The sequence below is a fragment of the Anaerobiospirillum sp. NML120511 genome (genome assembly GCF_023050955.1).
GTDB lineage: Bacteria > Pseudomonadota > Gammaproteobacteria > Enterobacterales > Succinivibrionaceae > Anaerobiospirillum.
Map to the genome: position 1 here is coordinate 73,206 of NZ_JALKIK010000005.1, position 26,156 is coordinate 99,361.

The window sequence follows — 26,156 nt, forward strand, 5'->3', positions numbered from 1 at the left end:
CAGGTTATGAGGCCCGCTGACCTTAGGCGGAGCGGGCTTTCAGGAAGGGTCCTTACTGTTTGTTCTTATCTCTGGAAAAATCAGCAGGTACGAAGGTACTTGAGACGCGTCCGCCCTGACTGTTGTTGTTTGATGCTCTCATTTTCTGAGTGCTGATATTATATTCGATACGCTCGCCTGTCATGCGCGACTCACCCTGCCAGATAGAGGCACGGCCGGCCAGAACAATGCGTGTTTCCTCAGGAATGTAGCTCAGCGTACTGGCGCGGGCTTTTATAACGCGTCCGTCATCCTGTTTCTGTTCAAAGGTGACCGGGTTGCCGTAAGCCACAATGGACTTGAGCGCCCCCTTGGGACTGCGTGTTACCTCTACCTTGTCTGCCTTGAGTTTGATTGAGCCCTGGGTGGCTTCCACGTCTCCGGAAAACAGCAGTTTATTGGCCTGAAGATCAGCACTCTGCTCTACTGACTGAACGTTGATAGGCTGAGTATGATCGCTTTTAAGAGCCCAGGCCGGGCTCAGACTTAACACGGCGGCAGCCAAAATAACCCTGCTGCTATGGGTAATAAACTGCATGAGGTCTGTCCTTGATCACAAAAGTCTTGCGGTTGAGATCCACTGAGTAGTCCGATCCTTCATTAACGAAGTTCTGACCTTTGATGGTAATTTTCGATGTCGAACTGATTACATTCTTCTCCATGTCAAAGTAGACATAGGGGGTAGTGATTTCCTTGATGGCAGCCGTAGGAAAGTTGGGCGTCATACGGATATTGCCGTGGAGTGAGGCCTTTTTGTTAAATATAACCTCTCCCTGGTCGGCCCTGAGCTGCCAGCCCTGGGAGACATTGTTCTTCTCGTTATTGTAGAAAAAGCCTATAAGACCGGTGGTCCTTACCAGATCACGGTTTTTGTAAAAACTTACACTGTGGGCAAATATGCTGTGGGTAATAGTACCCTTGTCCGTGTATACCTCGGCAGTGAAGTCACGGGCTTCGAAGGTAGGGTAGCGTACCTGAATTTCGGCATTGCTCAGCTGTCCTGTCAGTGCTGAGTAGCGGTACATGAGTCCGGCTACAATGGACAGCAGGGCGGCAATGATAATAGATCTGAGAGTAACGCTCATTGATGCTGCTCCTGGAGTACAGGTAAAGAACAGAAAAACAGGAGCTGTAAGGTGAGCTGCACGGCAAATGGGACATGGCCCGCATAAAAATGGGCTCCTTATGATAACCGACCGTGATTTTCAGTCTCATCCTCGTGATATGACAGGATGGTTCATATTTCTCCAACAGGTCACTATTCTAGCTAAATTTGACAAATTTTTGGCCCAGAATTTGCCTTAATTTGGGAAATAAAATTGACCCCACCATGCCTGAAATTCATCTAAACACGATAAATATCAGCTTTAATGCGATTTTTTGAACTTGCTGATACTTGATCCTCATCACCTTTTCTTTATGCTCTTTTCAGGCTCAAAACCCCACCCAACTCGTCATACGACTTCAATTTTGCTCCTGTAAGAGCTTTTGAATTGTGTTTTTATGCTTCCGAAAATAACAAAAGGGGGACGTTATGCTAACGTCCCCCTTTTGTATTGTATCTGCACCTGCAGAACCCTTAGCCCTTAGCCCGCAGCCTCAGCTGCACCGGCTGCCCTGGGGCCGCAGTCGCTGAGCAGCCGGTACCGATGCAGGAGCAAGACCGGCAGGCAGTGCTGCAGGTGTTTACTGGGCTGTGGGTTTGTCATCGCCTGTTTTGCCCAGCAGCAGGTCTGGACGGCCGTCAGTGCCCACATGGCCCTGAGCCATCAAAATGAGATCGCACAGCTCGCGGGCGGCACCCTTGCCACCACGGCGTGTCAGTCTGATATCGGCTTTACAGAGCATGTAGTGATAGCCATCTGACGGGCTGGCACTGATGGCGGCATTATCAAACAGAGGAATATCGTTGATATCGTCGCCCATAACGGCTGTCTGCAGGGAGCTGAGGCCGGTTTTTTCCCAGATCTGAGCCAGAGCTGTGGCCTTGTCATGAGAGCCCTGAATGATGTGGGCAATGCGCAGCTCACGGGCACGACGCTCGGTAAGAGGAGAGTTGCGTCCGGTAATGATGGCAACCTCAATGCCTGCCTTATTGAGCAGGGCTATACCCATACCGTCCTGACAGTTGAAGCATTTGAGCTCATTTTCACCGCGATCAAGGAAAATGCCGCCTTCGGTCAGGGTTCCGTCGACATCAAATACTACCAGTCTGATGTTCTTAAGTCTGGCAGCCACGGAGGCATCAATGGTCTGATAGAAGGTAACCAGCGGAGCCTGCTCAGTGCAGTTGTCTCCAGCATTACAGCATTCTTTACTCATCAGTCAGTCTCCTTACTTACATTTCAGGCCGGCCTTATGGCCGACGGGCAACAAAAAGCCATGTTCAGGCTCTGCATGCTGCCGGCCGCCACCTGCGCGGCCATGGCAGCTGCCAGCAGTACTTGCTCATCATGGCCGGCAGAGCTGGCGTGCAGCATGACGTTCGCGCCGCAGAGCTGGCGCATCATTGCAGGCGGACAGCTGGGGGCGCAGTGCCAGCGCAGCAGGGCAGCTGAGCCAGCTGGCGTCCGGAGGATTAGACCAGTCCTGCGCGCAGCAGATCGTGCATGTTAAAGGCGCCAGTTACACGGCCATCTTCATCGAGCACTATCATGGCAGAAATCTTTTTCTGCTGCATGATGTTCAGAGCATCGGCAGCCAGGCAGTCAGGGGCAACGCTTACGCCGCCGTGAGTCATTACGGCGCTGAGGCTGTCATGAACTGACACTTCCTTTTCCAGGGTACGGCGCAGATCGCCGTCGGTATAAACGCCCTTGAAGTGCATGTCCTCATCTACCACGGCTACCACACCAAGGTTCTTGGCTGTCATTTCCAGCAATGCTTCCTTGATGGTGACCTTTTCTGAGCACACTGGTATTTCATCGCCTGTGTGCATGATGTCACGGCAGCGAACCAGAAGACGGCGGCCCAGTGCACCGCCTGGGTGGGACATGGCAAAATCTCTTTCAGTAAAGCCACGGGCCTCGAGCAGGGCAATGGCCAGAGCGTCACCAATGGCAAGTTCAGCTGTAGAGCTTGAGGTAGGAGCAAGGTTTAAAGGACAGGCTTCCTTGCTTACGTGGGCATTAAGGGCCACATCAGCGGCACGGGCCAGGGATGATTCCATCTTTCCGGTAATGGCGATAAGTGGAATGCTGCGACGGCGCAGCAGAGGGATCATCAGCTTGAGCTCTGAACCTTCACCTGAGTTGGAGATAGCGATAACCACATCGCTGTCGCCAATCATGCCAAGGTCGCCGTGAGCGGCTTCGCCAGCCTGAACAAAGAATGACTGGGTGCCTGTTGAAGCCATGGTAGAGGCTATCTTGGTGGCAATATGACCTGATTTGCCCACACCGGTTAAAATCACCTTGCCTTTGCAGTTGATCAGCAGTTCGCAGGCTTTGACAAAGCTGTCATCAATTGATGGTACCAGCTCCAGAATGGCTTCAGCCTCTTCTTTCAGCACCCTTTGACCAGCCTTAATACAAGTCTCTTTAAACATGACTTCCGCCTCAAATTAAAATGCTCATGCCGGGAATACATTTTATCGCCCCGGGTTTATAATGCTAAGCTTTGTCCGTCCGGAAGTCTCTGCCACCGTCCGGAAGCGCCCCATTATAATATTCACAGAATTAACTGTGGCCTTAAATGAGTAATATAGCCGCAAACAGACATCAAATAACAAGGCTGCTCTGCTGATGTCAACAGCAGCTTTATCCCAGGTTCCAGCCGCATTTTGTGCGCTATAATCGCAGCCCACGAACCGGGCTTACATCAACAGATTGCGTAATACTGCTCATTATGCGCATAAGGCCACCAGCCCACCAGCCCGTCAGACCAAACATCAAGAGGACCATAAATCAGGCTGAAAGGCCAAAGGTCCTCAAAGGCTCATAAAGCCGCAAGGCTGTAAGCCATGAGCCATAAGCCATAAGCCATAAGCCACAAGCAATCATGCCATCAATACTATGGCCCATATGCTCAGGTCTGTTCTCGATGAGCTTAATATAGACGTGAGTCTTATTCTTACCCCAGAATCAGGGCTGTATACTTGCTGCAGACCTGACAGCGGCCACAGTCAAGTACGGCACGGCCCGGGACCACATACACAAAACTTTTGCTCATACATTTCTGACTCAGCCAATATCAGCAAAGCAACGACGTACAGACTGCACGCTGAGATTATGACTGAGAACAATGCAGAATACATGGCAGCAAATGAGGACGGGCCTTAAGACACAATTGCAGACTGTGCGCTGTGCCTGATGCAGAGCATCAGACTGTCTGTCAGAGCTGAGTGCACAGAGGTGCATGCATTTCAGACCATATTGTTCTGTCATGATTTTTGGCTAAAGCTGTATTTTCGGTTTTGTAAAGGATTTTTTATATTTCAAACTGATGCCCCCTCGTGCGACATGCGTTGCGCAGCTGTGCTCGCAACAGTGCGCACTGAATATGGCATGCAATATAAGGCGCACTGCTGACAGCAATGGTACTGTGAAGCGCTGTCAGTGTGCTTGCCGGCGGCTTTTTGGGGCATGGCTGCCGGGTTTTGATTATCAGATTTTCCGGGAGTATTCCCGGTTTGTATGGTCTCTTTGAAAAGAGGAGACTGATTGATATAAGTCTTCCTGCCAGGGCTCATGAGTCTGCCTCATGGTGCAGATCTGTTTGTGAGTATGCAGGACAGTTGCGTGGAAAGCATTATGCTGGATATCAAAGGTGATGCACGTAAGGAAAGTGCCGGGGACGTTCTGATAGATGTCCAGGACGTGCACTTTTCCTATGGTGGACGCAAGATCTACAGGGGCATGTCTCTTACCGTTCCCCGGGGAAAAATCACCGCTATTCTGGGACCTTCAGGTACCGGTAAGACTACTTTGCTGCGTCTTATCGGCGGCCAGCTGCGCCCTGACAGCGGCACTATTCACTTTGACGGAATTGACGTTCACAAGCTGGTGCGCAGTGAGCTTTATGAGCTGCGCAAGCGCATGAGTATGCTTTTTCAGAGCGGTGCACTCTTTACCGATCTCAATGTTTTTGAAAATGTTGCCTTCCCGCTGCGCGAGCATACCAGGCTTCCAGAGGTTCTCATTCACGATCTGGTGATGATGAAGCTTGAGGCTGTAGGTCTGCGTGGTGCTGCTTATTTCTCACCAAATGAGCTTTCAGGTGGTATGGCCCGCCGTGCTGCTCTGGCCCGTTCCATTGCTCTTGACCCTGATCTCATCATGTACGATGAGCCTTTTGTGGGTCAGGATCCGATCACCATGGCTGTTCTGGTCAAGCTTATAGCTGAACTCAACGCCTCTCTGGGTCTGACCTCCATCATCGTTACTCATGATGTCCAGGAGGTGCTTTCCATAGCCCATAATGTTGTGATTGTGGCTGACGGTCGTGTTATCGGCTCAGGTACCCCTGATGAGGTGCGCAACAGCTCTGATCCAAAGGTGGTTCAGTTCATTAACGGTGATTACGATGGCCCTTATGCCTTTAATCTCAAGGCTGAAAAGGATTATTTAGAGGATCTGTAATGTTCACTTTTGTAGGTCAGCTTGGCCGGTATGCGATTTCCAAGGTCACCTCTCTTGGTCGCTCCACAATCATGATGTACCACGCTCTGGTAGGTAAGCCTGATTTTGCCAAGCACTTTCCCCTGCTTATCAAGCAGATCTATTTTGTAGGCGTGCAGTCCATTGTCATTATCCTGGTATCAGGTCTTTTTATCGGCATGGTGCTGGGCCTGCAGGGCTTTAACATCCTGAAGGACTTCATGGCCACCAGTTCGCTGGGCCCTCTGGTAGCTCTGGCTATTATCCGTGAGCTTGGTCCTGTGGTAACAGCCCTGCTCTTTGCTGGTCGTGCCGGATCTGCGCTGACCGCTGAAATTGGTCAGCTCAAGGCATCCGAGCAGCTGTCCTCCATGGAGATGATGGCTGTTGACCCGTTGCGTCGTATTATTTCCACCCGTTTCTGGGCCGGTGTTATTTCCATGCCGCTGCTGTCTATTCTTTTCTGTCTGGTAGGCATTTATGGCGGCAAGCTGGTCGGTGTTGACTGGCTGGGTCTTGATGACGGTACTTACTGGTCAGGTATGCAGGCATCCGTAGATCTCTTTGATGATCTGGGCTGCATGATGATCAAGTCAGTAATTTTCTCCATAGCCTGTGTATGGATTGCACTGTTTAACGGCTATGACTCCCGCCCTACTTCCGAGGGTATTTCCAGCGCCACTACGGCAACAGTAGTTCAGTCTTCCCTGGCTGTGCTGGGACTGGACTTCGTTCTTACCGCCCTGATGTTCTAAGGGCCAAAAGTTTTCTGTAATTCATGTTTCCCGGGGTTAACCGGGCAACCTGAGGTATTTTTAGATGAAATTTAGCAAGATTGAGTTTGGCGTTGGCCTTTTCATGGTGCTGGGCATCTGTGCTGCCGTAGTCATGTCCTTACGTGTTGCCGGTCTGGTGCTGGACAGTTCTTCAGACACTTATACCGTTCAGGCAAAGTTCGACAATATCGGCTCTTTGAAGTTACGTGCACCGGTACGTATTGGCGGTGTAGTTATTGGCCGTGTTGACGGTATTTCCCTTGATAAGGAAGACCTGGTTCCTGTTGTGACCATGTCCATTCAGAAGCGCTATGACAACCTGTCCTCCGAGTCCAAGGCCTCCATTCTGACCTCCGGTATTATCGGCGAGCAGTACATTGCCATTGCTCCGGGATTCTATGATGAAGAGCTGGGCTCCACCTACCTCAAGGACGGTGATTTCATTACCGATACCGGCTCTGCCGTAGTGCTTGAGGATCTGATTTCCAAGTTCCTGTACAACAGCAGCGTAGCTGATGCTGCCGACGCTGAGGATAAGGCCGGTGCCTCAGGTGATGACGATGCTGAGGGCGCCGCTGAGGAAGCTGCCCAGACTCAGGCTGCTGTGGACGCTGCCGACAGCGTTGACGCAGACGCCTAATCCCGTCAGCCGCAGCCGCTGCTGCAGCAGCCACATGGCAGCAGCAGCCGTAAGGCGGCCGCTGCCTGCAGCAACTGCCACCTTTGACAGCCGTGCTGCGTGGCTGCGTACAGCCGTTTTTAAAGTCAGTCACCGGACAATTACCAGGCGCAAATGCTCAGTCAATCCCTTAAATGAGCCATGCCGCGCATCCTGTCCGGGACAATTTCCAGCTAAGTTTTCTCTGATAACCTGATACTGTCAGCAAGCCTGACAGCTATGCGAGGACCCGCCAATGAAAAAGTTTTTAGCCGCTGCCGTCCTGATGATGGCATCTGTATTTGCAGTCAGCTCCGTTCAGGCTGCCGATGTGGATCTTAAGGATCCATACAAGATGGTAACTGCCGTCGCTGATAACGCTTTCCAGAAGCTCAAGGCCAACAAGGACAAGATTTCTGACGTCAAGTTCCGCAAGGATCTGGTACGTAACGATCTGCTCCCTTATGTTGATACCCGTTATGCCGGTTTCAAGGTAATGGGCACCAATCTCAAGAAGGCCTCTGCTGCTGAGCGTGATGCCTTTGTTGACGCTTTTGCCGAGTACATCGTTGCTTCTTTTGCCGAGGCTCTGGCAATGTACAACAATCAGGATCTCGTAGCTCCTGAGTACAAGAAGGTTTCTGATTCTGCTACCCAGGTTAATGCCAAGTTCCTCATTCGTGAGGCAGGCAAGAAGGATCTGGAGCTGGTATTCAAGCTGCGCAAGAACACCAAGACCGGTGAGTGGCGTGCCTTTGACCTCGTATCTGAGGGTATCTCCATGCTGACCGCCAAGGAAAACGAGCTTTCCCCTCTTATCCGTGAGCGTGGCATCAAGGCCGTTACCGACCTTATCAACAAGCACAACCAGACCGGCAGCACCGAAGCTATCAAGTAAGCCTGTCTTATGGTCCTGTGCCTGAAAAAGACCCCTATCTCAGCCCTGTTCCGGCAGCGCCTGTAAGCGACAGGAGTATGCCGGTTCAGGGCTGAGCCCTGTTCAGGTGCTGTCAGGTTCAACTGCCGATACGTCCCGGAACAGGGGCATTACCTCAGCCGCCTGCCATGGAGCAATTAACAGCAAACTGTTCACGTTAACCTCACAGAGTGCAGGAGAAGCAGGCAAGTGCGGGGAATGCAGATTATTTCGTTATCTTTGCGTAATGTTGAATATGTCTATTGATGTAAAGAAAATGACCCACGTTGAAGTGGCTCAGCTGTGGGAGCAGCGCTCTGAGATTTTCAAGAGCAGTGAAATTGATCTCAGGGATAATCAGGAGATTGATTCTTCAGGAATCGCCTTTCTGGTTCAGTGGGCCAAGAGCAATGGCAACAGGCTTACTGTCTACAATGCCTCAGAAAATGTGAAGTCACTGATTAAGACTTTCAAGCTCAGCCCTTTATTTGTTATTGCTGAGCGCTGATATTAAGTTGTTCTGACAGCTGTACTGCATTGCCCGGTAAAGCAGTCCGTGCAGTGCAGGCAGGTCCTGATGTACTCAGGGCAGAGCGCCACACAATGGCGCATGGAAATCACAATCCTGGCACGGGCCAGGATTTTTTTTGTCATAAAATTCCGGACTTTCAGGTCTATTATGTAGCACAGATTATCAGGTGCCTGATATTGATAAGAATCAGGGACCATGGCCTTAACTCAAAACAATGCGCATTGGCGGGAGAAAAACATGAGCAGGGAAGAAAAGCTGCAGGACCATGAGTCTGCAAGTCCTGACAGGACTGTACCACCGGCACAGGATGCTGCATCATCGCAGCGCACCGGCTCCGCCGCAGCTGCAGCCTCCGTAAGCGCAGCCGCTGCAGAACCAGCTCCGGCCGCTTCCACCTCCGCCGCACCAGCCCAGGCACAATCCGCCGCACCGGCTGCAGAACCAGCCCAGGCACAATCCGCCGCATCGGCTGCAGAACCAGCCCAGGCACAATCCGCCGCATCGGCTGCAGAACCAGCCCTGGCACAATCCGCCGCACCGGCTGCAACGGCAGCTGCTCCTGCCACCATGACTGCCGGACAGCGCATCATGCGCCTTATCAAGCTCAATATCCTCTTTATCTCCATCAGCCTGGGCCTGAGCACCTACTTCATCTTCCACTATGTGAGCTTTTTACAGCCCATCAAATACCCGATCAAACACTTCTTTGACGGACTGGTGCCATATCTGATTTTTACCCTGCTGTTTCTGGCCTTTTCCAAGGTGGAGCTGCGTCGTATGAAGCCGCGCCGCTGGCATCTTGTCCTGATTACTTTTCAGATAGGTGTGCCTTTCCTGACTGCTCTGTTGATGGTTTACTGGCCAGAGGGTGAGGCAAAGTATCGTCTGGAGCTTGAGGGTATTATTGTCTGTGTTATCACTCCTACAGCAGCTGCTGCCGCAGTTATCACCGGCAAGCTCGGAGGTGATGAGTCATCACTGACCACCTATACCCTGCTTAGCAATCTGGGCGCAGCTGTTGGTATACCTCTGATCTTTCCTCTTATCTCAGCCAATGCCCAGAATGGCTTTTTCCAGGAGTTCATGATCATCATGAACCGTGTTTTCCCTCTGATTGTTCTGCCTCTGATTCTGGCTCAGGGAATACGCTATCTGGTAAAGCCACTCAATACCTTTATCTGTACCCGTCTTCGTGAGTTTAACTTCTATCTGTGGGCCTTTACCCTCAGTACCATTTCAGCAACTGCCATCTCAAATATGATGAACTCAGGTCAGAGCTCTGAAACTCTGACCAACCTTGCCCTGGTGGGACTGGTCTTCACAGCCATACAGTTTGCTTTTGGCAAACTCACAGGCCATCTTGAGGGCCAGCGCATTACCGCAGGTCAGGCTCTGGGCCAGAAGAACATGGTGATAGGCATATGGATCACCCTGGCCTATCTGACCCCTGCTGCATCCATTGCTCCGGGCTGCTATATCCTCTGGCAGAATGTGGTTAACTCCTGGCAGCTGTACTGGCGTGAGTCACGCAAGCTTACTTACACCGACAAAATGTAGCGCATGCCCAAGTCCATAGCCATGCCCCTGCCATGCCCAGGCACATGGCCATGACCATTGCCCTGACCATGGCTGTCCGCGTCGCAATGCCTCGCGCGGTGCTGGGTGCTGATGCAAAAGAAAAAGGGATGACCTGACGGTCATCCCTTTTTTGTATGCTCATAACAGCGCAGTGCTGAATTTATTTGGTGTCTTCTTCAGTGAGCTTGTCGAGCTCGGCTGCGGCTTTGGCAGCAGCGTCTGCTGCGTTTTCATTTTCAAAGATGTCAGCAGCGCAGAAGTTGAAGTTCTTGTCCTGCTGGAGTGGCAGCAGAGCCAGAGCAATATTGTTCTGCTTTAAAGATGGAGCCCAGTCCTTTTTAAACAGGGCCAGAGGAAGCTCTACCATCTCGTACTTGCCCTGGTAGTCATCTGGTGCGTTTTCCAGATAGTACTCAACAAAACGTGGGTGGCACCAGACAGGCAGGAAAATGTGAGGGGTATTGCTGTCATCGCCTTCATCTGGCTGATCTTCAAACATCAGTGGCATGCCCTCATCGCCCTTTTCCTTTAACAGGTAGAGAGTAGCCTGCTCCTGGCAGTGCTTCAGACAGAAAAACTGGCGGTAGTCATCATCAAGAGTTAAGACAGCGTTATACATTTGCTCGGTCAGTTCTAACATCTCTAAACCTCTGAAAGAAGAAGTAACACATGTCAGCCTCTGACATAAAGTGCAGGGCTGGAGCCTGGCAGGTCCGTGAACTCACGGACGGAAAAACAGTGCCCATTATACTTAAGCGGCGAAAAAATTATGACTGTGCGGTGAAAGTTCCCCTGATTCTTTACAGAAAGACCATAAATTCGCTGCCGTTGTGGTGTCCGTTTTGTAAAGCGAAATCAGCGGTATGTTGGAGCCGGCTGCAGTAGTGAAATATTCAAATATGCATGATTTTATGTACGCCTCCTGGACACATCGCAGGTGAGCCTACGTTCCTTTTCTGTCAGAATGAAAAGCTGATGAAATAAGGCTTTTCAAATATTTCAACTGTGCCTCTCATGTATTAATACAAGTAAATATGGACCTGTTTTAAGCAAAATTTGTCGCATCTAGTCTGATTGTGATTTTGCATGTTTTTAATATGTTTATATTTCGATTACGCTACATTGATAAGCAATGTAATCGCCCGTTGATCCCAATGACAGTTGATTCCATGGGTACAAAAGCTCACGTGCAATCACTTTAACTATGCGAAATTTGAAGTAGAAAAAAGGACCTGATCATGGCTGTATATGTAAATACCAATGTGAGCTCACTCAACGGACGTCGCTATCTCAATAATGTCCAGAATCAGCTGACTACTACCTATCAAAGACTCTCTTCCGGCCTGAGAATTAACAGTGCCAAGGACGACGCAGCAGGCCTCCAGATCAGCTCCCGTCTGACCACTCAGATTAATGGCCTCAACCAGGGTAACCGTAACGCTTCTGACGGTATCGCTTTTGCCCAGACTGCTGAGGGTGCCATGGACGAAATCACCGGCATGCTTCAGAAGATCCGTACTCTGGCAGTTCAGGCCAGCAACGGCACCAATACCACCGAAGACCGTCAGGCTCTTGGTAAGGAAGCTACTGCTCTGGCTCAGGAAATCACCCGTATTGCCAAGCAGACCACCTTTGGTGGCAAGTCCATTCTCGACGGTGCCGGCGCCACTGCCATGCTGTCAAAGTCTGGTAATGCTAAAAACAATGAAATTGGTACACTGGTATTACAGGTAGGTGCAAACAAGGGTGATACCATCCAGTTTGACGTTAACAGCATGAAGTTCTCCCATATTCTTTCTATGGGAAACGTTGTTGAAGCAGATCGTAAGGGATTCTGGTCTGCAGCTAACGGCGGTCTGATTTCATTTGACAGCGTAACTGAGGTTCAGAAAGCCATTACTGCTATGGACAAGATGATTGGCGCTGTAGACTCTCAGCGTGCTGGCCTGGGCGCTATCCAAAATCGTTTGGAGAGTTCCATTAGAAACCAGGCAAACGTTTCCGCCAACCAGGCTGATGCCCGCAGCCGTATTCGTGACGCAGACTTCGCCGAAGAGTCTGCCAACCTGTCCCAGCAGTCCATCATTCAGCAGGCTGCTTCTTCCATGCTGATGCAGGCTAACACCCGCCCACAGCTCGGTCTGTCACTGTTAGGCTAATCTTTCGTACAGAATAATGTATGAGGCTGCTCGCAGGAGTAGCCATAAAAAGGCCCTCAGGCATTTTGCCTTAGGGCCTTTTTGTTTCTGATGCGCTTATGTTCTGACCTGGCATGCACAGATCTGCTATGAGCTTGCGAGATACTTGGATGGTAAGAATCAGTAAATATACGGTATTTGTTAAAGAGTTTGTTATATCTATTGCGTTCTGTATTGTTGCATGTTTATAACTTTTTTATATTTGCTATTATCCATCTATGTGTCATGTTCATAAGCCCGTTGATTCTTAATGACAGTTGATTCCATGGGTACAAAAGCTCACGTGTAATCACTTCACTAAGCGAAATTTGAATTAGAAAAAAGGATCTGATTATGGCTGTATATGTAAATACCAATGTGAGCTCACTCAATGGACGTCGCTATCTCAATAATGTCCAGAATCAGCTGACTACAACCTATCAAAGACTCTCTTCCGGCCTGAGAATTAACAGTGCCAAGGATGACGCAGCAGGCCTCCAGATCAGCTCCCGTCTGACCACTCAGATTAATGGCCTCAACCAGGGTAACCGCAACTCCTCTGACGGTATTGCTTTTGCCCAGACTGCTGAAGGTGCCATGGACGAAATCACCGGCATGCTTCAGAAGATGCGTACCCTTGCAGTTCAGGCTCGTAATGGCACTAATACCCTTGATGATCGTAATGCTCTTGCTAAAGAGGCATCATCTCTTGCTCAGGAAATCACCCGTATTGCCAAGCAGACTAAGTTTGGTGGCTCTCTGATCCTTGATGGTGCTGGTGCAAACTCTATTCTTACTAAGGGTGGTACTGCTCAGCAGGGTGTAGATCATATTGGTAAGTTGACCCTGCAAGTTGGCGCAAACAAGGGCGATACTATCAGTTTTGATGTACAAGCCATGAAGTTTTCTCAAATTGCATCTGCTGCTAATGTCAATAAAGGCAATGCTCTTGAGAAGTTCTGGAGTAAAGGTCAGAACAATGGCCCAACAAGAATTTCTTTCTCTGATGTAGCTAATGTTGACATCGCAATCGAATCTCTTGACAAGATGATTGGTGCTGTTGATGCAACCCGTGCTGGCCTGGGCGCTATCCAAAACCGTTTGGAGAGCTCTATTCGCAACCAGGCAAATGTTTCTGCCAATCAGGCTGATGCCCGTAGCCGTATTCGTGATGCAGACTTCGCCGAAGAGTCTGCCAACCTGTCTCAGCAGTCCATCATTCAGCAGGCAGCTACCTCTATGCTGATGCAGGCTAACACCCGCCCACAGCTTGGTCTGTCACTTCTTGGCTAAGGATTAATCACGTATTCATGGGAGACATGATGATGTCGATCTCCCTACATGTACTTGATCAAGAATTAAGATTTAAGAGGTACAACCATGGCTGTATATGTAAATACCAACATCAGCTCACTCAACGGACGTCGCTATCTCAATAATGTCCAGAATCAGCTGACTACTACCTATCAAAGACTCTCGTCCGGCCTGAGAATTAACAGTGCAAAGGACGATGCAGCTGGTCTGCAGATCAGCTCACGTCTGACCACTCAGATTAATGGCCTCAACCAGGGTAACCGCAATGCCTCGGACGGTATTGCTCTGGCTCAGACTGTTGAAGGCGCCATGGACGAAGTCACAGGTATGCTTCAGAAGATCCGTACCCTGGCTGTCCAGTCCGCTAACGGCACCAATACAGCTGAGGACCGTGCTGCACTTAACAAGGAAGCAAACGCACTGGCCCAAGAGATTAACCGTATTGCCGGCCAGACCAAGTTTGGTGGTAAGACCGTCCTCGATGGCGCAGGCAACGGCGACGACATCTACGGCGCTCCAGCAGCTGGCGGTGGTCCGGGTGCTGGTGGTGGTAAATCTGATAAGGGCACTTTAACTCTGCAGGTAGGCGCTAATAAAGGCGATACTGTCAGCTTTGAAGTGAATTCAATGCGTTTCTCTGCAATCGCTCAGCTTGCAGGCGTCCAGGCAAAACTGACAGAGTTCTATGACAAGACTACTCAGTCAGTCAAAATCAGTACTGCTGAGAATGCTAACAAGCTCCTCGAAAATATTGATAAGCTCATTGGCGCAGTCGATGGTCAGCGTGCCGGCTTAGGCGCTATCCAAAACCGTTTGGAGAGCTCTATTCGCAACCAGGCCAACGTTTCTGCCAACCAGGCTGATGCCCGTAGCCGTATTCGTGACGCAGACTTCGCCGAAGAGTCTGCCAACCTGTCCCAGCAGTCCATCATTCAGCAGGCTGCTACCTCCATGCTCATGCAGGCCAACACCCGTCCACAGCTTGGTCTGTCACTTCTTGGCTAAGGATTCATCACGTACTCATGGGAGACATGATTAGGCCGCTCTCCTTACAGATACTTGATATCCAGGATTAAGATTTAAGAGGTACAACCATGGCTGTATATGTAAATACAAACATCAGCTCACTTAACGGACGTCGCTATCTCAATAATGTCCAGAATCAGCTTACTACTACCTATCAAAGACTCTCCTCTGGCCTGAGAATTAACAGTGCAAAGGATGATGCTGCAGGTCTGCAGATAAGCTCCCGTCTGACCACTCAGATAAATGGCCTTAACCAGGGCAACCGCAATGCCTCTGACGGTATTGCCCTTGCTCAGACTGTTGAAGGCGCCATGGACGAAGTCACCGGTATGCTTCAGAAGATTCGTACCCTGGCTGTTCAGTCTGCTAACGGCACTAACACCGCTGAAGACCGTGCTGCTCTTAACAAGGAAGCAAACGCACTGGCTCAGGAGATTAACCGTATTGCCGGCCAGACCAAGTTTGGTGGTAAGACCGTCCTCGACGGTGCAGGCAATGGCGACGACATCTACGGTGCTCCTCCAGCTGCTGGCGGTGCGGGTAATAAAACTGAGAAGGGTACCTTAACTCTGCAGGTAGGCGCAAATAAGGGTGATACTATCAGCTTTGAAGTTAATTCAATGCGTTTCTCTGCAATTGCTGTTCTTGCAGGTGTTAAAGACAAACTTGATGATTTCTACGCCAAGGACAAGCAGGCAATTAAAATCAGTACTGCTGAGAATGCCAACAAGCTCCTTGAGCATATTGATAAGCTCATAGGCGCTGTCGATGCTCAGCGTGCAGGCCTGGGCGCTATACAAAACAGATTAGAGAGCTCTGTTCGCAACCAGGCAAACGTTTCCGCCAACCAGGCTGATGCCCGCAGCAGAATTCGTGACGCAGACTTTGCCGAAGAGTCTGCCAACCTGTCCCAGCAGTCCATCATTCAGCAGGCTGCTACCTCCATGCTGATGCAGGCTAACACCCGTCCTCAGCTGGGTCTGTCACTGTTAGGCTAATCATTCATACAGAATAATGTATGAGGTCGCTCTCAAGGAGTGGCAATAAAAAGGCCCTCAGGCATTTTGCCTGAGGGCCTTTTTGTCACTGCATGGTGTATTTACATAAGTTTTATAAAGCATTGTTATACAAAGCCGATCTGAATTAGCGTTGCTAACTTATAGGTTTGCATCATTTTATGAATGAGTCCGAGATACGTTGCTGGCGAGCTGAAGCGCCTGTACTACAGCTGAGAAAGCTTATGTAATAAGGCTTTCCATGATGAGCGATAAGTACTGTAACTGTATGATCGTTCGTGAGTGTGCAGTGATTACAATAGATGTAGTCATATCTATTGTGCTCTAAATATGTTCGTGTTTATAACTTTTTTACATTTGTCTTTTTCTGCATGGACGGCATGGTTGTAAGCCCGTTAATTTATATGACAGTGAATTCCATGGGTATAAAGCTCACGTGCAATCACTTCACTATGCGAAATTTGAAGTAGAAAAAGGATCTAATCATGGCAGTATACGTAAATACCAATGTGAGCTCACTCAACGGACGTCGCTATCTTAATAATGTCCAGAATCAGCTGACTACCACATATCAAAGACTCTCTTCTGGTCTGAGAATTAACTCTGCCAAAGACGATGCAGCAGGCCTCCAGATCAGCTCCCGTCTGACCACTCAGATTAATGGCCTCAACCAGGGTAACCGCAATGCCTCTGACGGTATCGCTTTTGCCCAGACTGCCGAAGGTGCCATGGACGAAATCACCGGCATGCTGCAGAAGATCCGTACTCTGGCAGTTCAGGCCAGCAACGGCACCAATACATTAGAGGACCGTCAGGCTCTCGGTAAGGAGGCTACTGCTCTTGCCAAAGAGATTACGCGTATTGCTCAGCAGACTACTTTTGGTGGCAAGTCTATTCTTGACGGTGCTGGCGCAAACTCTATTCTTACCAAGGGCAATAAGGGTCAGCAACAAGTAGAGTATATTGGTAAATTAACTCTGCAGGTAGGCGCTAACAAAGGCGATACCATTGACTTTAATGTCAATGCCATGAAGTTCTCCCAAATTCTGTCAATGGGTGGTGTTGAGCCAGGTGGTAATGATGCTAAAGCATTCTGGTCAAAGACTGGCGGTGGCTTAATTTCCTTTGATAAGGTAGATGGTGCTCAGAAAGCAATCGAGATTTTGGACAAGATGATTGGCGCAGTTGACGGCCAGAGAGCTGGCCTGGGCGCTATCCAAAACCGTTTGGAGAGCTCCATTAGAAACCAGGCTAACGTTTCTGCCAACCAGGCTGATGCCCGCAGCCGTATTCGTGACGCAGACTTCGCTGAAGAGTCTGCCAACCTGTCCCAGCAGTCCATCATTCAGCAGGCTGCTACCTCCATGCTGATGCAGGCTAACACCCGTCCACAGCTTGGCCTGTCACTGTTAGGCTAATCTTTCGTACAGAATAATGTATGAGGCTGCTTTTTGAAGTGGCCATACAAAAGGCCCTCAGGCATTTTGCCTGAGGGTCTTTTTGCTGCAGCTCAGACATCCTGTTAAAGGAGTGGTTGAGCTTCATTCGTCTGATAGTGCTTATTCAGCCTTTTTGCGGGAGCGGCTGCCTGTTCTGGTTTTGGTTTTTGTCTTGCTCTCATTAACCTTAGCTGCTGCTTCATCATTTGCTGCAGTTTCCGCAGCATCGCTCTTCTTGCGGGTGCGGCGGACCTGCTTTTCAGCTTGCTCATCCTCAAGCTCCACAGCTGTCTTTACTTTCTTTCCAGACAGGGAGGTCTTCTTGCGGGGGCTGGCAGCTTTCTTTGCTTTAGCTGGAGCTGATGTTGCAGCTGCAGCTGCTGCGTCATCAGTATCTGAAGCTGCGGCATCTGAGGCGACTGCTTCTAAGGCGACTGCATCTGCAGAGGGCTCAGTAGCCTTGGATGCTGGTGCCTTGGATGCTGGTGCCTTGGATGCAGGGGACCTGGAGGCGGCGGCCTGGGCTGTGGTGGTGAATGCGGCCATGGCTTCCTGGTCGGCCATGGTGCCAGCCTTTTCCAGAATAGGCCTTAGGAACTGTCCGGTGAAGGACTGGCTCTGGCCGGCAACTGTTTCAGGAGTGCCGGTGGCAATGATCTGGCCACCGCCGCTGCCGCCCTCAGGGCCAATATCAATCAGGTAGTCAGCGCATTTGATGACATCAAGGTTGTGCTCAATCACGATAACGGTATTGCCGTCATCACGCAGGCGCAGCAGCATGTCCAGCAGCTGGCGTACATCGTGGAAGTGCAGGCCTGTGGTTGGCTCATCGAGCACATATAGTGTGTTCCTGGTTGAGACGCGGGAGAGTTCCTTGGCAAGCTTGATACGCTGAGCCTCACCGCCCGAGAAGGTCAATGCTGACTGACCAAGAGTGATATAGGAAAGACCGACATCCATAAGGGCCTGAAGCTTGCGCTTAATGCGTGGGATAGCCTCAAAGAAGGTGTAGGCCTCCTCCACTGTCATATTAAGCACTTCGCTGATGTTCTTGCCCTTGTAGGTGACCTCAAGTGTTTCACGGTTATAGCGCTTACCCTGGCAGTGCTCACACTGTACGTAGACATCAGGCAGGAAGTGCATTTCTACACGAATGGTACCATCGCCCTGACAGGCCTCACAGCGGCCGCCTTTGACGTTAAAAGAGAAGCGTCCTGCACTGTAGCCACGTGCTCTTGAGGTTTCAGTCTGAGCAAAGAGCTCACGTATGGAGGTGAAGAGATCGATATAGGTTGCCGGATTGGATCGCGGAGTACGGCCAATAGGGCTCTGGTCTATACAGATAAGCTTGTCAAAGTTCTCAAGGCCGGTGATTTCCTCACAGCCAAAACCGCTGTCCGGATCATCAACTCCAGTATTGCGGATATGAGCAGCAACTGCAGGCACCAGGGTGTCGTTAACCAGTGTTGATTTGCCTGATCCTGATACACCTGTGACTACAGTAAAACAGCCGGCCGGGAAAGATGCGGTGACGTTTTTGAGATTGTTGCCTTTACAGCCGCTGAGGGTCAGCCAGCCTTTAGGAGCATGACGGCGTCGTGGTACGGCAATGCTTTTGCGTCCATTGAGATAATCTGCAGTAAGGGAATCAGGACACTTCATAATATGTTCTGGAGAGCCTGCAGTTACAATGTTACCGCCATGGACACCGGCGCCTGGACCGATATCAATAATGTAATCAGCCTGTCTTATGGCATCTTCATCATGCTCTACCACAATGACGCTGTTGCCCAGATCACGAAGTCTCATCAGAGCATTGAGCAGGCGCTGATTGTCGCGCTGATGCAGGCCAATGCTTGGCTCATCAAGTACATACATAACGCCGGTAAGTCCTGCGCCAATCTGGCTGGCAAGACGGATACGCTGGGCTTCACCACCTGAAAGAGTGTCAGCCGATCGGGCCAGATTAAGATAGCCAAGACCTACATTCTTAAGGAACATGAGGCGCTCGCGAACCTCTTTTAAAATACGCTCTGCAATCTGACCATCCTGAACACCAAGGTTTAGCTCAGAAAAGAACTCATGGCACTGACTGATGGACATCTCATTGATTTCAGGCAGAGATTTACCGCCTACAAAGACATTGCAGTATTCCTTTTTCAGACGGGCACCATGACACTCAGGACAGATACGGGCTGTCATCAGACTCTGCAGCTGGCTCTGATATGACTCAGAGTCACTTTCACGTGCCTGGCGCTCAAAATAGTGGATTACACCCATAAAGCTGTGGCCATTGAGTGGCTCACCAGCTGTCTGTGCAGACTGTGAAGAGGCGGCATTCTCCCTGTTACTATCACCCTTAGCCTGAGAGCTGGTGCCGTTAATGCCTCCTGAACTCTTTCCTGAGGTGCCGTAGAGCACCAGTTCCTGATGGCGGCGTGGCAGATCCTTAAAGGGAGCGTAGATATCAATGCCCCAGGCATCGCAGGCAGGAACGAGCAGACGGTAGAAAGACCAGGAACGCTTATCCCAGAGGGCAATGGCGCCTTCTTCAATGGACTTTTCCGGATCCGGTACAACTTTGCTCTCTGAAAATACCATCAGCTTGCCCAGACCATCGCAGCATGGACAGGCTCCGTGAGGGCTGTTGAAGGAGAAGTTACGAGGCTCAAGTTCAGAAATAGAGTAGCCACACTCAGGGCATGAGTACATGGATGAGAGCAGTACTTCATCTTCAGGACGGTGGTCGTCCATCGGTACTACCATGGCAAGACCGTTGGCAGTCTTAAGGGCTGTTTCAAATGATTCTGCAATACGCTGCTTAACATCAGGTCTGACCTTGAAACGGTCGACCACTACCTCAATAGTGTGCTTGATGTGCAGCTTGAGATCAGGAGGATCGCTTAAGTCGCAGATCTCACCGTCAACACGGGCGCGAACAAAACCCTGCTGGGATAGCTCAGCAAAGAGCTGACGGTACTCACCCTTACGTCCTCTTACCACCGGAGCCATAATCATGAGTTTGGTGCCCTCTGGCCAGGCAAGGGTCTGGTCTACCATTTCTGAAACAGTCTGAGCCTTGAGCACTGTGCCGTGCTCCGGACAACGTGCCTGACCAATGCGGGCAAAGAGCAGACGCAGATAATCGTTGATTTCGGTGATGGTACCTACAGTAGAGCGGGGATTATGCGAGGTTGATTTCTGCTCAATGGAAATGGCAGGTGACAGACCATCAATAGAGTCCACGTCAGGCTTGTCCATAAGCTGCAGGAACTGACGGGCGTAAGAGGAAAGTGACTCCACATAGCGGCGCTGACCTTCGGCATAAAGGGTATCAAAAGCAAGAGATGACTTGCCTGATCCTGACAGACCCGTGATAACGCAGAGCTGATCACGCGGTATGGAAACAGTAAGGTTCTTAAGATTGTGGGTGCGGGCTCCGCGAACAACTATTTTGTCCATATGTTCTACCTGTCAGGTAATTAAAGGCCCTGAAAAAGGCCGTCACTGCCATAGTAAGCACAGCAACTGCCCTTTCGGGCTTAAGGATGATGCCGTGTATGCGGTTAGTAATTTTAGGGCAAATATCATAAGGTATTGCATCCCTGGCAATACAGCTGATCAAAAAATGGCAGAGATACCTCTTTTCAGTATTGATTCAGGCGTAAGCGTCCAAAGCTGATGCTAAGAATGATTCATCAATGATGGGCCCAAAATGATGAATGCTTCATAATCAGGCATTCAAGCTGGATGCATGCGGGAGCGGCCATAGCCACCAGGAACGGTGCGGGAGCGGCCATAGCCACCAGGAACGGTGCGGGAGCGGCTATAGCAACCTGGAACGGTGCGGGAGCGGCCGTGGCAATATGCATTCATTTATGCAAGTTAGTCTTGGGCAACCTGGATGCGTCAGGTATGAATACCTGGGATGTCGGGAAGTGCCTGGAGAAAGACCAGGGGTTGCAATTAAGGATTTTCCAAAATGGGTATGACTTTGGCTGAGCAGGATTGAATTATGCCTTATAAAGCTTGAATTTAAGGGATTTGACGTTAAAAAGATCCTGCTTTTTATCCCATGATATCCAGATTTGCCAGCTGTTTTTTGTCAAAAGCTTGCGCTAATATTGTTGCACGTTTGGCGGCCGCTCAACTGTCTTTACAGCTGTTGAAGACCAGTGTCAAAGCTTAACTTTGAGGCTCATCAGGACAGGTACTTCTGATGTACTTGTCGTCAGCTCTGCAGCAGCCGGACGTTTCCTTGGATAAGGAAGTGTTTCCTGGTTGTGCTGTATACAGCCGCCCGTTTGTAATCGCGCCTGTCAGGTGCTAAAAAAGGACATTCCCTATGGCAAAAAGTCTTAACAAAGTCATGATTATCGGCTACACCGCTGATGAGCCTACGATTCGTACTTTCCCAAGCGGAGGCAAGGTTGCTCATGTGACAATAGTAACCAATGAGTCCGTTCAGAACCGTGACACCGGTCAGTGGGAAGAAATTCCTGAGTGGCACCGTGTTACTTTCTGGAACAAGAGTGCCGACAGCATTGAGCGTTATGTCAACAAGGGCAAGCGCATGTATGTTGAAGGCCGCCTGAAAACCTCTTCTTACGTCGATAAGACTACCGGTACCAAGCGCTACTCTACTGAAATTATTGCCAATAATTTCCTTTTCCTCGACGGTGGCCGTCGTGATGATGGTCAGGGGGGCTATAACGGTGGCGGTCAGTATGGCGGTGGCCAGTACGGCGGCGGTCAGTATGGTGGCGGCGGCTACAATAATGGCGGCCAGTATGGATCCCAGGGCGGATATGGTCAGAACCGCGCTCAGTCAGCCAATCCTTATGGCAATGAGTGGGGGCAGGATCAGGGAGGCGGAATGCAGCCTCAGGGGCCAGCTTCTCAGGGCTATGACAGCTTCGGTGGCGGCCAGCAAGCTCCGGCTGCTTCCCCATATGGCGCTCCATCTCAGCCAGCTGAGCCACCCTACCAGCCATATAATGCAGGTTACGCTGCTGTAGCCGGTGCAGCAGCTGCTGCAGGCGGTGCTGCGGCAGGTGCAGCTCCAGCCTCACCTTATGGTGCCCCATCAGGATCTTCATATGATGCTCCAGCAGGATCTCCTTATGCTGCACCAGCTGCCGACGGCGGTGTTCCACCAGCAGGTCCTGCTGGTGCTGCTCCAGCTGCCCCTGGTATGGAAACTGGCGGTGGTGAAGAAGATATTCCGTTTTAATAATCACTGTCTGACACACTGTTCAGACTTGCTGTAAAGACATAAATCGCCCTCAGCAGAACGCAATGCTGTTCTCTGAGGGCTTTTCTCGTCTGCTGTTCTGGAGTCTTTTTAACAAATGGCTTAAGCCCAGGCACTTTTTTGAGAGTATCTCTGCATCCGTGACCATATTCAGCTTTGGTGCTGTGCAATTGAAACAGCCTCTGTCACTAAGTCCTGCCTTATCTAATTCTCCACTCCCATCCCTCCCAAAGCCATCTCACCCCATCCAATCCCATCTGCCCCATACCATATCACCCCATCCCATCTCACCCCATTCAATCCCATCTGACCCATACCATCTCATATCGCACCATTCCATCTCCTCATCATTGTATGGCTGATGCTTTTCGTATCTGTCGAGGGGGTACTAATAAATTTCTTGTTATAAATATTGTGTTGTGATGTGCGACTCTTGCAGGATGATGATGGTTCGGCAGGGCTGTGCGCGCGGGCCTGGTGGAGACAGCTGTTATTTGGCGGGCTTATATTGTCATGTATAAATGTTCTACGCTCAGACAGTAGCAAGAGCGGCGCCTGTGCACCAGTTCAGCAAGCATTTTTATGTTTGTCGGTGCAAATGCGATAAATAAGCGGTAAGAATTATGAGTCATGCCCGCTATCTATTGTCAAATTTGTTGTGATAGTGCTAAGATCTTTGGTATTGCTAATATAGGGTCCAAGTGCCCCTGCAGCACGGATTTTTTATTAAATACCGTGCCTGTGTGCACCGACACTTCGCTGCAGAAAAGCACTGTGCCAGCAATGCCCGGAAGCTGATGTTTATGGGCGTGACTGCACGCGTGTGCTATACTTTGCAACTGCACCTGATCTTAATAAGTATGTGTAAGGTCGCTGATTATGGGCCTCCTGTCGGAGGGTGAGTTTTCAGCAGATATTACACAGCTGCATTTCAGTTCAGGGTGCGGCCTTTTTCTCATGAACACATCTGGTGGTGAGTACAGCCTCAGGCTGATATGTGCACCAGAGCACATCGAAGATGTGTGCAGATATGCCCGCAAGGGTGGTGATCTGGATGCCCGCTGGTTCGGGATGCTGGGAGGGAGAATATGGCTGGTGCCTGGGTGAAGTAATACAGGGTCATATGCATATGCCGGTACTGCAGGTATTGGCAAAGGGCACGACCAGCCCTGCCTGGAAGGAGCGCAAAGCACTTTCTGGCTCAATCCCGCAAGGGAATGTCGAATAAGTAAAACCTAAAGTAGATTGAAAGCATTCTTTGCTCAGCCTGACTCAAAGCAGTTTCAGTCTGAATGCGCTCATGCCTGAAAGCACAGAGCATGGAGCCGGCAGAGAGCTTTTTATTCCGGATGCATCAGGTACTTATGTCTCCTGACTGCCGCCCGTTTATCCGTCATCATGATGCTGTTTGCAGACAGTTTGCTGCAGTGCATCTGCTCCGCATGGGATCGCGCAAGATGCGGAATGGTTTTACGGAACTGAATTTATCTGTGAAAAATGCTGCTTTAATCCGGCCTTATATATGAGCTGGTGTCCGGCAAGGTTCTGCTCGAGGGACGAACCTGCATCGCAGTTGGTGTAACCTTTCGTCTGTTTCATTTTATGAAGTGGATATGTGGTTAATGACGGATGTGGAGATTTGGGCTCGTCAGACAGCGTTCAGGATGGTACGGCCATGAACAATGGACGGAAACAGGGCATGAAACAGGGAATTTATCGGATCCGGAAACCTTTCTGGTACTTGCAGGTCTGAAAGAGATCAGACACAGCTTGCAGATTGCAGAGCTTACAGGTACGTGTTGAGAGAACAACCGGTCGCCAGAGGTGTACATATGAGGCTGATCCTCACGAAGTAAAAGCCGCTTGCCCGCACATGTTATGCCTGCTGACAGAAATGTATGTGCAGAAGATGGAACTGGCTGTTGCATTCACCTGAGTGCAGATGCACAGCTCTACCGTTAGGAAGGGACGTGTTGAGGCCACCTTGCACTGTATCTGCCGGCAGCTGATGCTGCTGTGTATATGCAATGAAAGGAAGCCGCAGACTGCAGTTTAACTGTGGTATCCGTCAGCCGAGGTTCACTTGTATAACTTCTGATGCCGTATTGCCCGGTCTTCCAGGCTTTACGGCAACACGGAAAGCCATCAATACGAGGATTATTATTCAGAGGTTCACACCTGCCATGCTTGCGCATGGGGGACAATACAGCACAGCTTTAATCTTTATATATCTGTCCCACGTTGAGGTGAGCGACAGCTGCCCTGAAGGGCGAAATTCGATAAATCCGGCCTTTTAAAAATATTTTTTTAAGGTGCAGGCACCCTTTTATCGTATGAAATCCTAAAGTGTCTCCTGACAAGGCCATAAGGTCAAAAAGTTCGGGATCGGCGCTCGGATTTTTGTGTGTCCTGAGAACAACAAAACTCTTAGGTCTCACAGCTGTGTAAAGAGAACTTCTGTCTGTTATTCCAGACCCTGAATCTTCTGCACTGACTGTTCAGGCAGTTTCTCCTGTCAAGGGTTTCTCTCCCTGTAATTTCAAATCAATTCCGGCATAGCCAACTATCTTTCGATTTACCGGCCCAAGGTTTACACAAATGTTTAAAAAACTTCGCGCCATGTTCTCCAACGATCTCTCCATTGATCTTGGAACCGCAAACACACTGGTTTACGTTAAAAACAAGGGTATCGTTCTCAACGAACCTTCAGTAGTCGCCGTACGATTCGACAAGAACAGCGGTGCTCAGCGCAAAGTTGAAGCCGTAGGCAAAAGTGCCAAGGGCATGCTCGGTAAGAATCCTGACAATATCGAAGTAGTACGTCCAATGAAGGACGGTGTTATTGCCGACTTCCAGTACACCGCCATCATGCTCCAGCGCTTTATTGACAAGGTGCTGACCGGCTCTCACTTCTTCCCGTTCAAGCCTTCTCCACGTGTTCTGGTATGCGTACCATGTGGTGCTACTCAGGTTGAGCGTCGTGCTATTCGTGAGTCCGTTGAAGGTGCCGGTGCTTCTGAAGTATTCCTGATTACTGAGCCAATGGCTGCTGCCATCGGCGCCGGTCTGCCTGTATCTGAGGCTGCCGGTTCCATGATCGTTGATATTGGTGGTGGTACTACTGAGGTTGCCATTATCTCCCTCAACGGTGTGGTTTACTCAAGCTCAGTACGTATTGGTGGTGACCGTTTCGATCAGGCCATTATCAACTATGTACGTAACACCAAGCGTTACGAAATTGGTGAGGCAACTGCCGAGCAGGTCAAAATCGACATCGGTTCGGCCTATGCTGAGCAGGAAGTTCACGAGAAGGAAGTAAGAGGCCGTTCCGTTGTAGAAGGCGTACCTCGTTCCTTTACCCTGAACACCAACGAGATTCTTGAGGCATTAAGTGATCCTATCAAGGGCATCGTATCTGCCGTTCGTGTAGCTCTTGAGAAGTCTCCACCAGAGCTGGCTGCCGATATCGCCGAGCGTGGCATGATGCTCTCAGGCGGTGGCGCCCTGCTGCATAATCTCGACAAGCTGCTGCGTGAGGAGACTGGTATTCCGGTTATCGTTGCTGACGATCCTCTCACCTGCGTAGCCCGTGGTGGTGGTCGTGCTCTTGAGATGTACGACGCTCAGGACAATGAGATTTTCGACTAGGCCATGTATTTCAGGCAGTTAGCTGCCTGACAGTGATGTTGGGTACATCCTGCCGTGCCTTAAAAGCAAAAAGCCCGACCTGATTTTGTTAGGTTGGGCTGTTTTGTTTGATCGTACTGTATATGAGTTACGGTTAAGTGCGGGACAGGAGTGCGCTCAGGCATACAGCTGATACTGAGTTACAGG

19 protein-coding genes and 2 pseudogenes are annotated in these 26,156 nt (G+C 50.1%); 13 read left to right on the forward strand and 8 right to left on the reverse strand.

The features are described 5' to 3' along the window. Positions 1 to 52: 52 nt before the first annotated feature. The 5 genes from lptA to MXE39_RS02535 all read right to left on the reverse strand — a co-directional run bounded on the left by lptA (position 53) and on the right by MXE39_RS02535 (position 3,586). Entirely contained in the window at positions 53 to 577 is a 525-nt protein-coding gene (gene lptA / locus MXE39_RS02515; RefSeq protein WP_246976994.1) for a lipopolysaccharide transport periplasmic protein LptA, read from the reverse strand. Next, complete coding sequence (gene lptC / locus MXE39_RS02520; protein WP_246976992.1) at positions 558 to 1,124, reverse strand: LPS export ABC transporter periplasmic protein LptC; 567 nt, start codon at positions 1,122 to 1,124, stop codon at positions 558 to 560. Before lptC ends, lptA begins: the two co-directional genes overlap by 20 nt. Before the next feature lie 601 nt (positions 1,125 to 1,725). Next, complete coding sequence (locus MXE39_RS02525) at positions 1,726 to 2,361, reverse strand: HAD hydrolase family protein (RefSeq protein ID WP_246976989.1); 636 nt, start codon at positions 2,359 to 2,361, stop codon at positions 1,726 to 1,728. A gap of 23 nt (positions 2,362 to 2,384) precedes the next feature. After that, positions 2,385 to 2,549 carry a hypothetical protein gene (locus MXE39_RS02530; protein WP_247073753.1) on the reverse strand — a complete coding sequence of 55 codons (165 nt, stop codon included), beginning with the start codon at positions 2,547 to 2,549 and terminating at the stop codon, positions 2,385 to 2,387. A gap of 68 nt (positions 2,550 to 2,617) precedes the next feature. Continuing rightward, complete coding sequence (locus MXE39_RS02535; RefSeq protein WP_246976988.1) at positions 2,618 to 3,586, reverse strand: KpsF/GutQ family sugar-phosphate isomerase; 969 nt, start codon at positions 3,584 to 3,586, stop codon at positions 2,618 to 2,620. A gap of 1,204 nt (positions 3,587 to 4,790) precedes the next feature. Between MXE39_RS02535 and MXE39_RS02540 the strand changes: the two genes are divergently transcribed. The 6 genes and pseudogenes from MXE39_RS02540 (at position 4,791) to MXE39_RS02565 (ending at position 10,075) form a co-directional block, all read left to right on the forward strand. Then, on the forward strand, positions 4,791 to 5,618 hold the full coding sequence (locus MXE39_RS02540) for an ATP-binding cassette domain-containing protein (protein ID WP_246976986.1): 828 nt from the start codon (positions 4,791 to 4,793) through the stop codon (positions 5,616 to 5,618). Then, positions 5,618 to 6,391, forward strand: coding sequence for a lipid asymmetry maintenance ABC transporter permease subunit MlaE (gene mlaE / locus MXE39_RS02545; protein ID WP_246976984.1), 774 nt, complete (start codon positions 5,618 to 5,620; stop codon positions 6,389 to 6,391). The genes MXE39_RS02540 and mlaE overlap by 1 nt, the downstream gene beginning before the upstream one ends. 64 nt (positions 6,392 to 6,455) lie before the next feature. Next, positions 6,456 to 6,944, forward strand: a pseudogene (gene mlaD, locus MXE39_RS02550) (outer membrane lipid asymmetry maintenance protein MlaD); the annotation flags it as partial. A 382-nt stretch (positions 6,945 to 7,326) separates the two neighbouring features. Further along, positions 7,327 to 7,968 carry an ABC transporter substrate-binding protein gene (locus MXE39_RS02555; RefSeq protein ID WP_246976982.1) on the forward strand — a complete coding sequence of 214 codons (642 nt, stop codon included), beginning with the start codon at positions 7,327 to 7,329 and terminating at the stop codon, positions 7,966 to 7,968. A 274-nt stretch (positions 7,969 to 8,242) separates the two neighbouring features. Continuing rightward, positions 8,243 to 8,494 carry an STAS domain-containing protein gene (locus tag MXE39_RS02560; RefSeq protein WP_246976980.1) on the forward strand — a complete coding sequence of 84 codons (252 nt, stop codon included), beginning with the start codon at positions 8,243 to 8,245 and terminating at the stop codon, positions 8,492 to 8,494. 261 nt (positions 8,495 to 8,755) lie between these two features. Continuing rightward, complete coding sequence (locus tag MXE39_RS02565) at positions 8,756 to 10,075, forward strand: hypothetical protein (RefSeq protein ID WP_246976978.1); 1,320 nt, start codon at positions 8,756 to 8,758, stop codon at positions 10,073 to 10,075. Between the two features lie 181 nt (positions 10,076 to 10,256). On the opposite strand, the gene MXE39_RS02570 is transcribed toward MXE39_RS02565, so the two are convergent. Beyond that, complete coding sequence (locus MXE39_RS02570; RefSeq protein ID WP_246976976.1) at positions 10,257 to 10,736, reverse strand: DUF2750 domain-containing protein; 480 nt, start codon at positions 10,734 to 10,736, stop codon at positions 10,257 to 10,259. Positions 10,737 to 11,334: 598 nt separating this feature from the next. Between MXE39_RS02570 and MXE39_RS02575 the strand changes: the two genes are divergently transcribed. The 5 genes from MXE39_RS02575 (at position 11,335) to MXE39_RS02595 (ending at position 17,047) form a co-directional block, all read left to right on the forward strand. Continuing rightward, positions 11,335 to 12,255: a flagellin gene (locus tag MXE39_RS02575; protein WP_246976974.1), complete on the forward strand. Its 921-nt coding sequence runs from the start codon at positions 11,335 to 11,337 to the stop codon at positions 12,253 to 12,255. 372 nt (positions 12,256 to 12,627) lie between these two features. Next, positions 12,628 to 13,566 carry a flagellin gene (locus tag MXE39_RS02580; RefSeq protein WP_246976972.1) on the forward strand — a complete coding sequence of 313 codons (939 nt, stop codon included), beginning with the start codon at positions 12,628 to 12,630 and terminating at the stop codon, positions 13,564 to 13,566. Positions 13,567 to 13,653: 87 nt separating this feature from the next. Beyond that, the gene (locus MXE39_RS02585) at positions 13,654 to 14,592 is read left to right on the forward strand and encodes a flagellin (protein ID WP_246976970.1); all 939 of its coding nucleotides are present in this window, start codon (positions 13,654 to 13,656) and stop codon (positions 14,590 to 14,592) included. A gap of 89 nt (positions 14,593 to 14,681) precedes the next feature. Further along, positions 14,682 to 15,611 carry a flagellin gene (locus MXE39_RS02590; protein ID WP_246976968.1) on the forward strand — a complete coding sequence of 310 codons (930 nt, stop codon included), beginning with the start codon at positions 14,682 to 14,684 and terminating at the stop codon, positions 15,609 to 15,611. 503 nt (positions 15,612 to 16,114) lie between these two features. After that, the gene (locus MXE39_RS02595) at positions 16,115 to 17,047 is read left to right on the forward strand and encodes a flagellin (RefSeq protein WP_246976966.1); all 933 of its coding nucleotides are present in this window, start codon (positions 16,115 to 16,117) and stop codon (positions 17,045 to 17,047) included. 594 nt (positions 17,048 to 17,641) lie between these two features. Here MXE39_RS02595 and uvrA read toward each other — a convergent pair. Together uvrA and MXE39_RS12915 are read right to left on the reverse strand one after the other, a co-directional pair. Then, positions 17,642 to 20,530, reverse strand: a pseudogene (gene uvrA / locus MXE39_RS02600) (excinuclease ABC subunit UvrA); the annotation flags it as partial. A gap of 279 nt (positions 20,531 to 20,809) precedes the next feature. Then, a complete protein-coding gene (locus MXE39_RS12915; RefSeq protein ID WP_281503357.1) occupies positions 20,810 to 20,944 on the reverse strand; it encodes a hypothetical protein in 135 nt (44 codons plus the stop codon). Between the two features lie 469 nt (positions 20,945 to 21,413). Here MXE39_RS12915 and MXE39_RS02605 point away from each other — a divergent pair, with 469 nt between their 5' ends. After that, positions 21,414 to 22,301, forward strand: a complete 888-nt coding sequence (locus MXE39_RS02605) for a single-stranded DNA-binding protein (RefSeq protein WP_246976964.1) — start codon at positions 21,414 to 21,416, stop codon at positions 22,299 to 22,301. A 2,619-nt stretch (positions 22,302 to 24,920) separates the two neighbouring features. Next, positions 24,921 to 25,970 (forward strand): rod shape-determining protein, encoded by a 1,050-nt coding sequence (locus MXE39_RS02610; protein ID WP_246976962.1) that lies wholly within the window; start codon positions 24,921 to 24,923, stop codon positions 25,968 to 25,970. The last annotated feature ends 186 nt before the right edge of the window (positions 25,971 to 26,156 follow it).

Excerpts from the sequence above, each read along its gene's own strand:
- MXE39_RS02560 (WP_246976980.1), top strand. The coding sequence starts at position 8,243 with ATGTCTATTGATGTAAAGAAAATGACCCACGTTGAAGTGGCTCAGCTG.
- MXE39_RS02555 (WP_246976982.1), top strand. The coding sequence starts at position 7,327 with ATGAAAAAGTTTTTAGCCGCTGCCGTCCTGATGATGGCATCTGTATTT.
- lptA (WP_246976994.1), bottom strand. The coding sequence starts at position 577 with ATGCAGTTTATTACCCATAGCAGCAGGGTTATTTTGGCTGCCGCCGTG.
- MXE39_RS02530 (WP_247073753.1), bottom strand. The coding sequence starts at position 2,549 with ATGATGCGCCAGCTCTGCGGCGCGAACGTCATGCTGCACGCCAGCTCT.
- MXE39_RS02605 (WP_246976964.1), top strand. The coding sequence starts at position 21,414 with ATGGCAAAAAGTCTTAACAAAGTCATGATTATCGGCTACACCGCTGAT.
- lptC (WP_246976992.1), bottom strand. The coding sequence starts at position 1,124 with ATGAGCGTTACTCTCAGATCTATTATCATTGCCGCCCTGCTGTCCATT.
- MXE39_RS02595 (WP_246976966.1), top strand. The coding sequence starts at position 16,115 with ATGGCAGTATACGTAAATACCAATGTGAGCTCACTCAACGGACGTCGC.
- MXE39_RS02540 (WP_246976986.1), top strand. The coding sequence starts at position 4,791 with ATGCTGGATATCAAAGGTGATGCACGTAAGGAAAGTGCCGGGGACGTT.
- MXE39_RS12915 (WP_281503357.1), bottom strand. The coding sequence starts at position 20,944 with ATGAATGCATATTGCCACGGCCGCTCCCGCACCGTTCCAGGTTGCTAT.
- MXE39_RS02570 (WP_246976976.1), bottom strand. The coding sequence starts at position 10,736 with ATGTTAGAACTGACCGAGCAAATGTATAACGCTGTCTTAACTCTTGAT.
- MXE39_RS02535 (WP_246976988.1), bottom strand. The coding sequence starts at position 3,586 with ATGTTTAAAGAGACTTGTATTAAGGCTGGTCAAAGGGTGCTGAAAGAA.
- MXE39_RS02590 (WP_246976968.1), top strand. The coding sequence starts at position 14,682 with ATGGCTGTATATGTAAATACAAACATCAGCTCACTTAACGGACGTCGC.
- MXE39_RS02585 (WP_246976970.1), top strand. The coding sequence starts at position 13,654 with ATGGCTGTATATGTAAATACCAACATCAGCTCACTCAACGGACGTCGC.
- MXE39_RS02610 (WP_246976962.1), top strand. The coding sequence starts at position 24,921 with ATGTTTAAAAAACTTCGCGCCATGTTCTCCAACGATCTCTCCATTGAT.
- MXE39_RS02525 (WP_246976989.1), bottom strand. The coding sequence starts at position 2,361 with ATGAGTAAAGAATGCTGTAATGCTGGAGACAACTGCACTGAGCAGGCT.
- mlaE (WP_246976984.1), top strand. The coding sequence starts at position 5,618 with ATGTTCACTTTTGTAGGTCAGCTTGGCCGGTATGCGATTTCCAAGGTC.
- MXE39_RS02575 (WP_246976974.1), top strand. The coding sequence starts at position 11,335 with ATGGCTGTATATGTAAATACCAATGTGAGCTCACTCAACGGACGTCGC.
- MXE39_RS02565 (WP_246976978.1), top strand. The coding sequence starts at position 8,756 with ATGAGCAGGGAAGAAAAGCTGCAGGACCATGAGTCTGCAAGTCCTGAC.
- MXE39_RS02580 (WP_246976972.1), top strand. The coding sequence starts at position 12,628 with ATGGCTGTATATGTAAATACCAATGTGAGCTCACTCAATGGACGTCGC.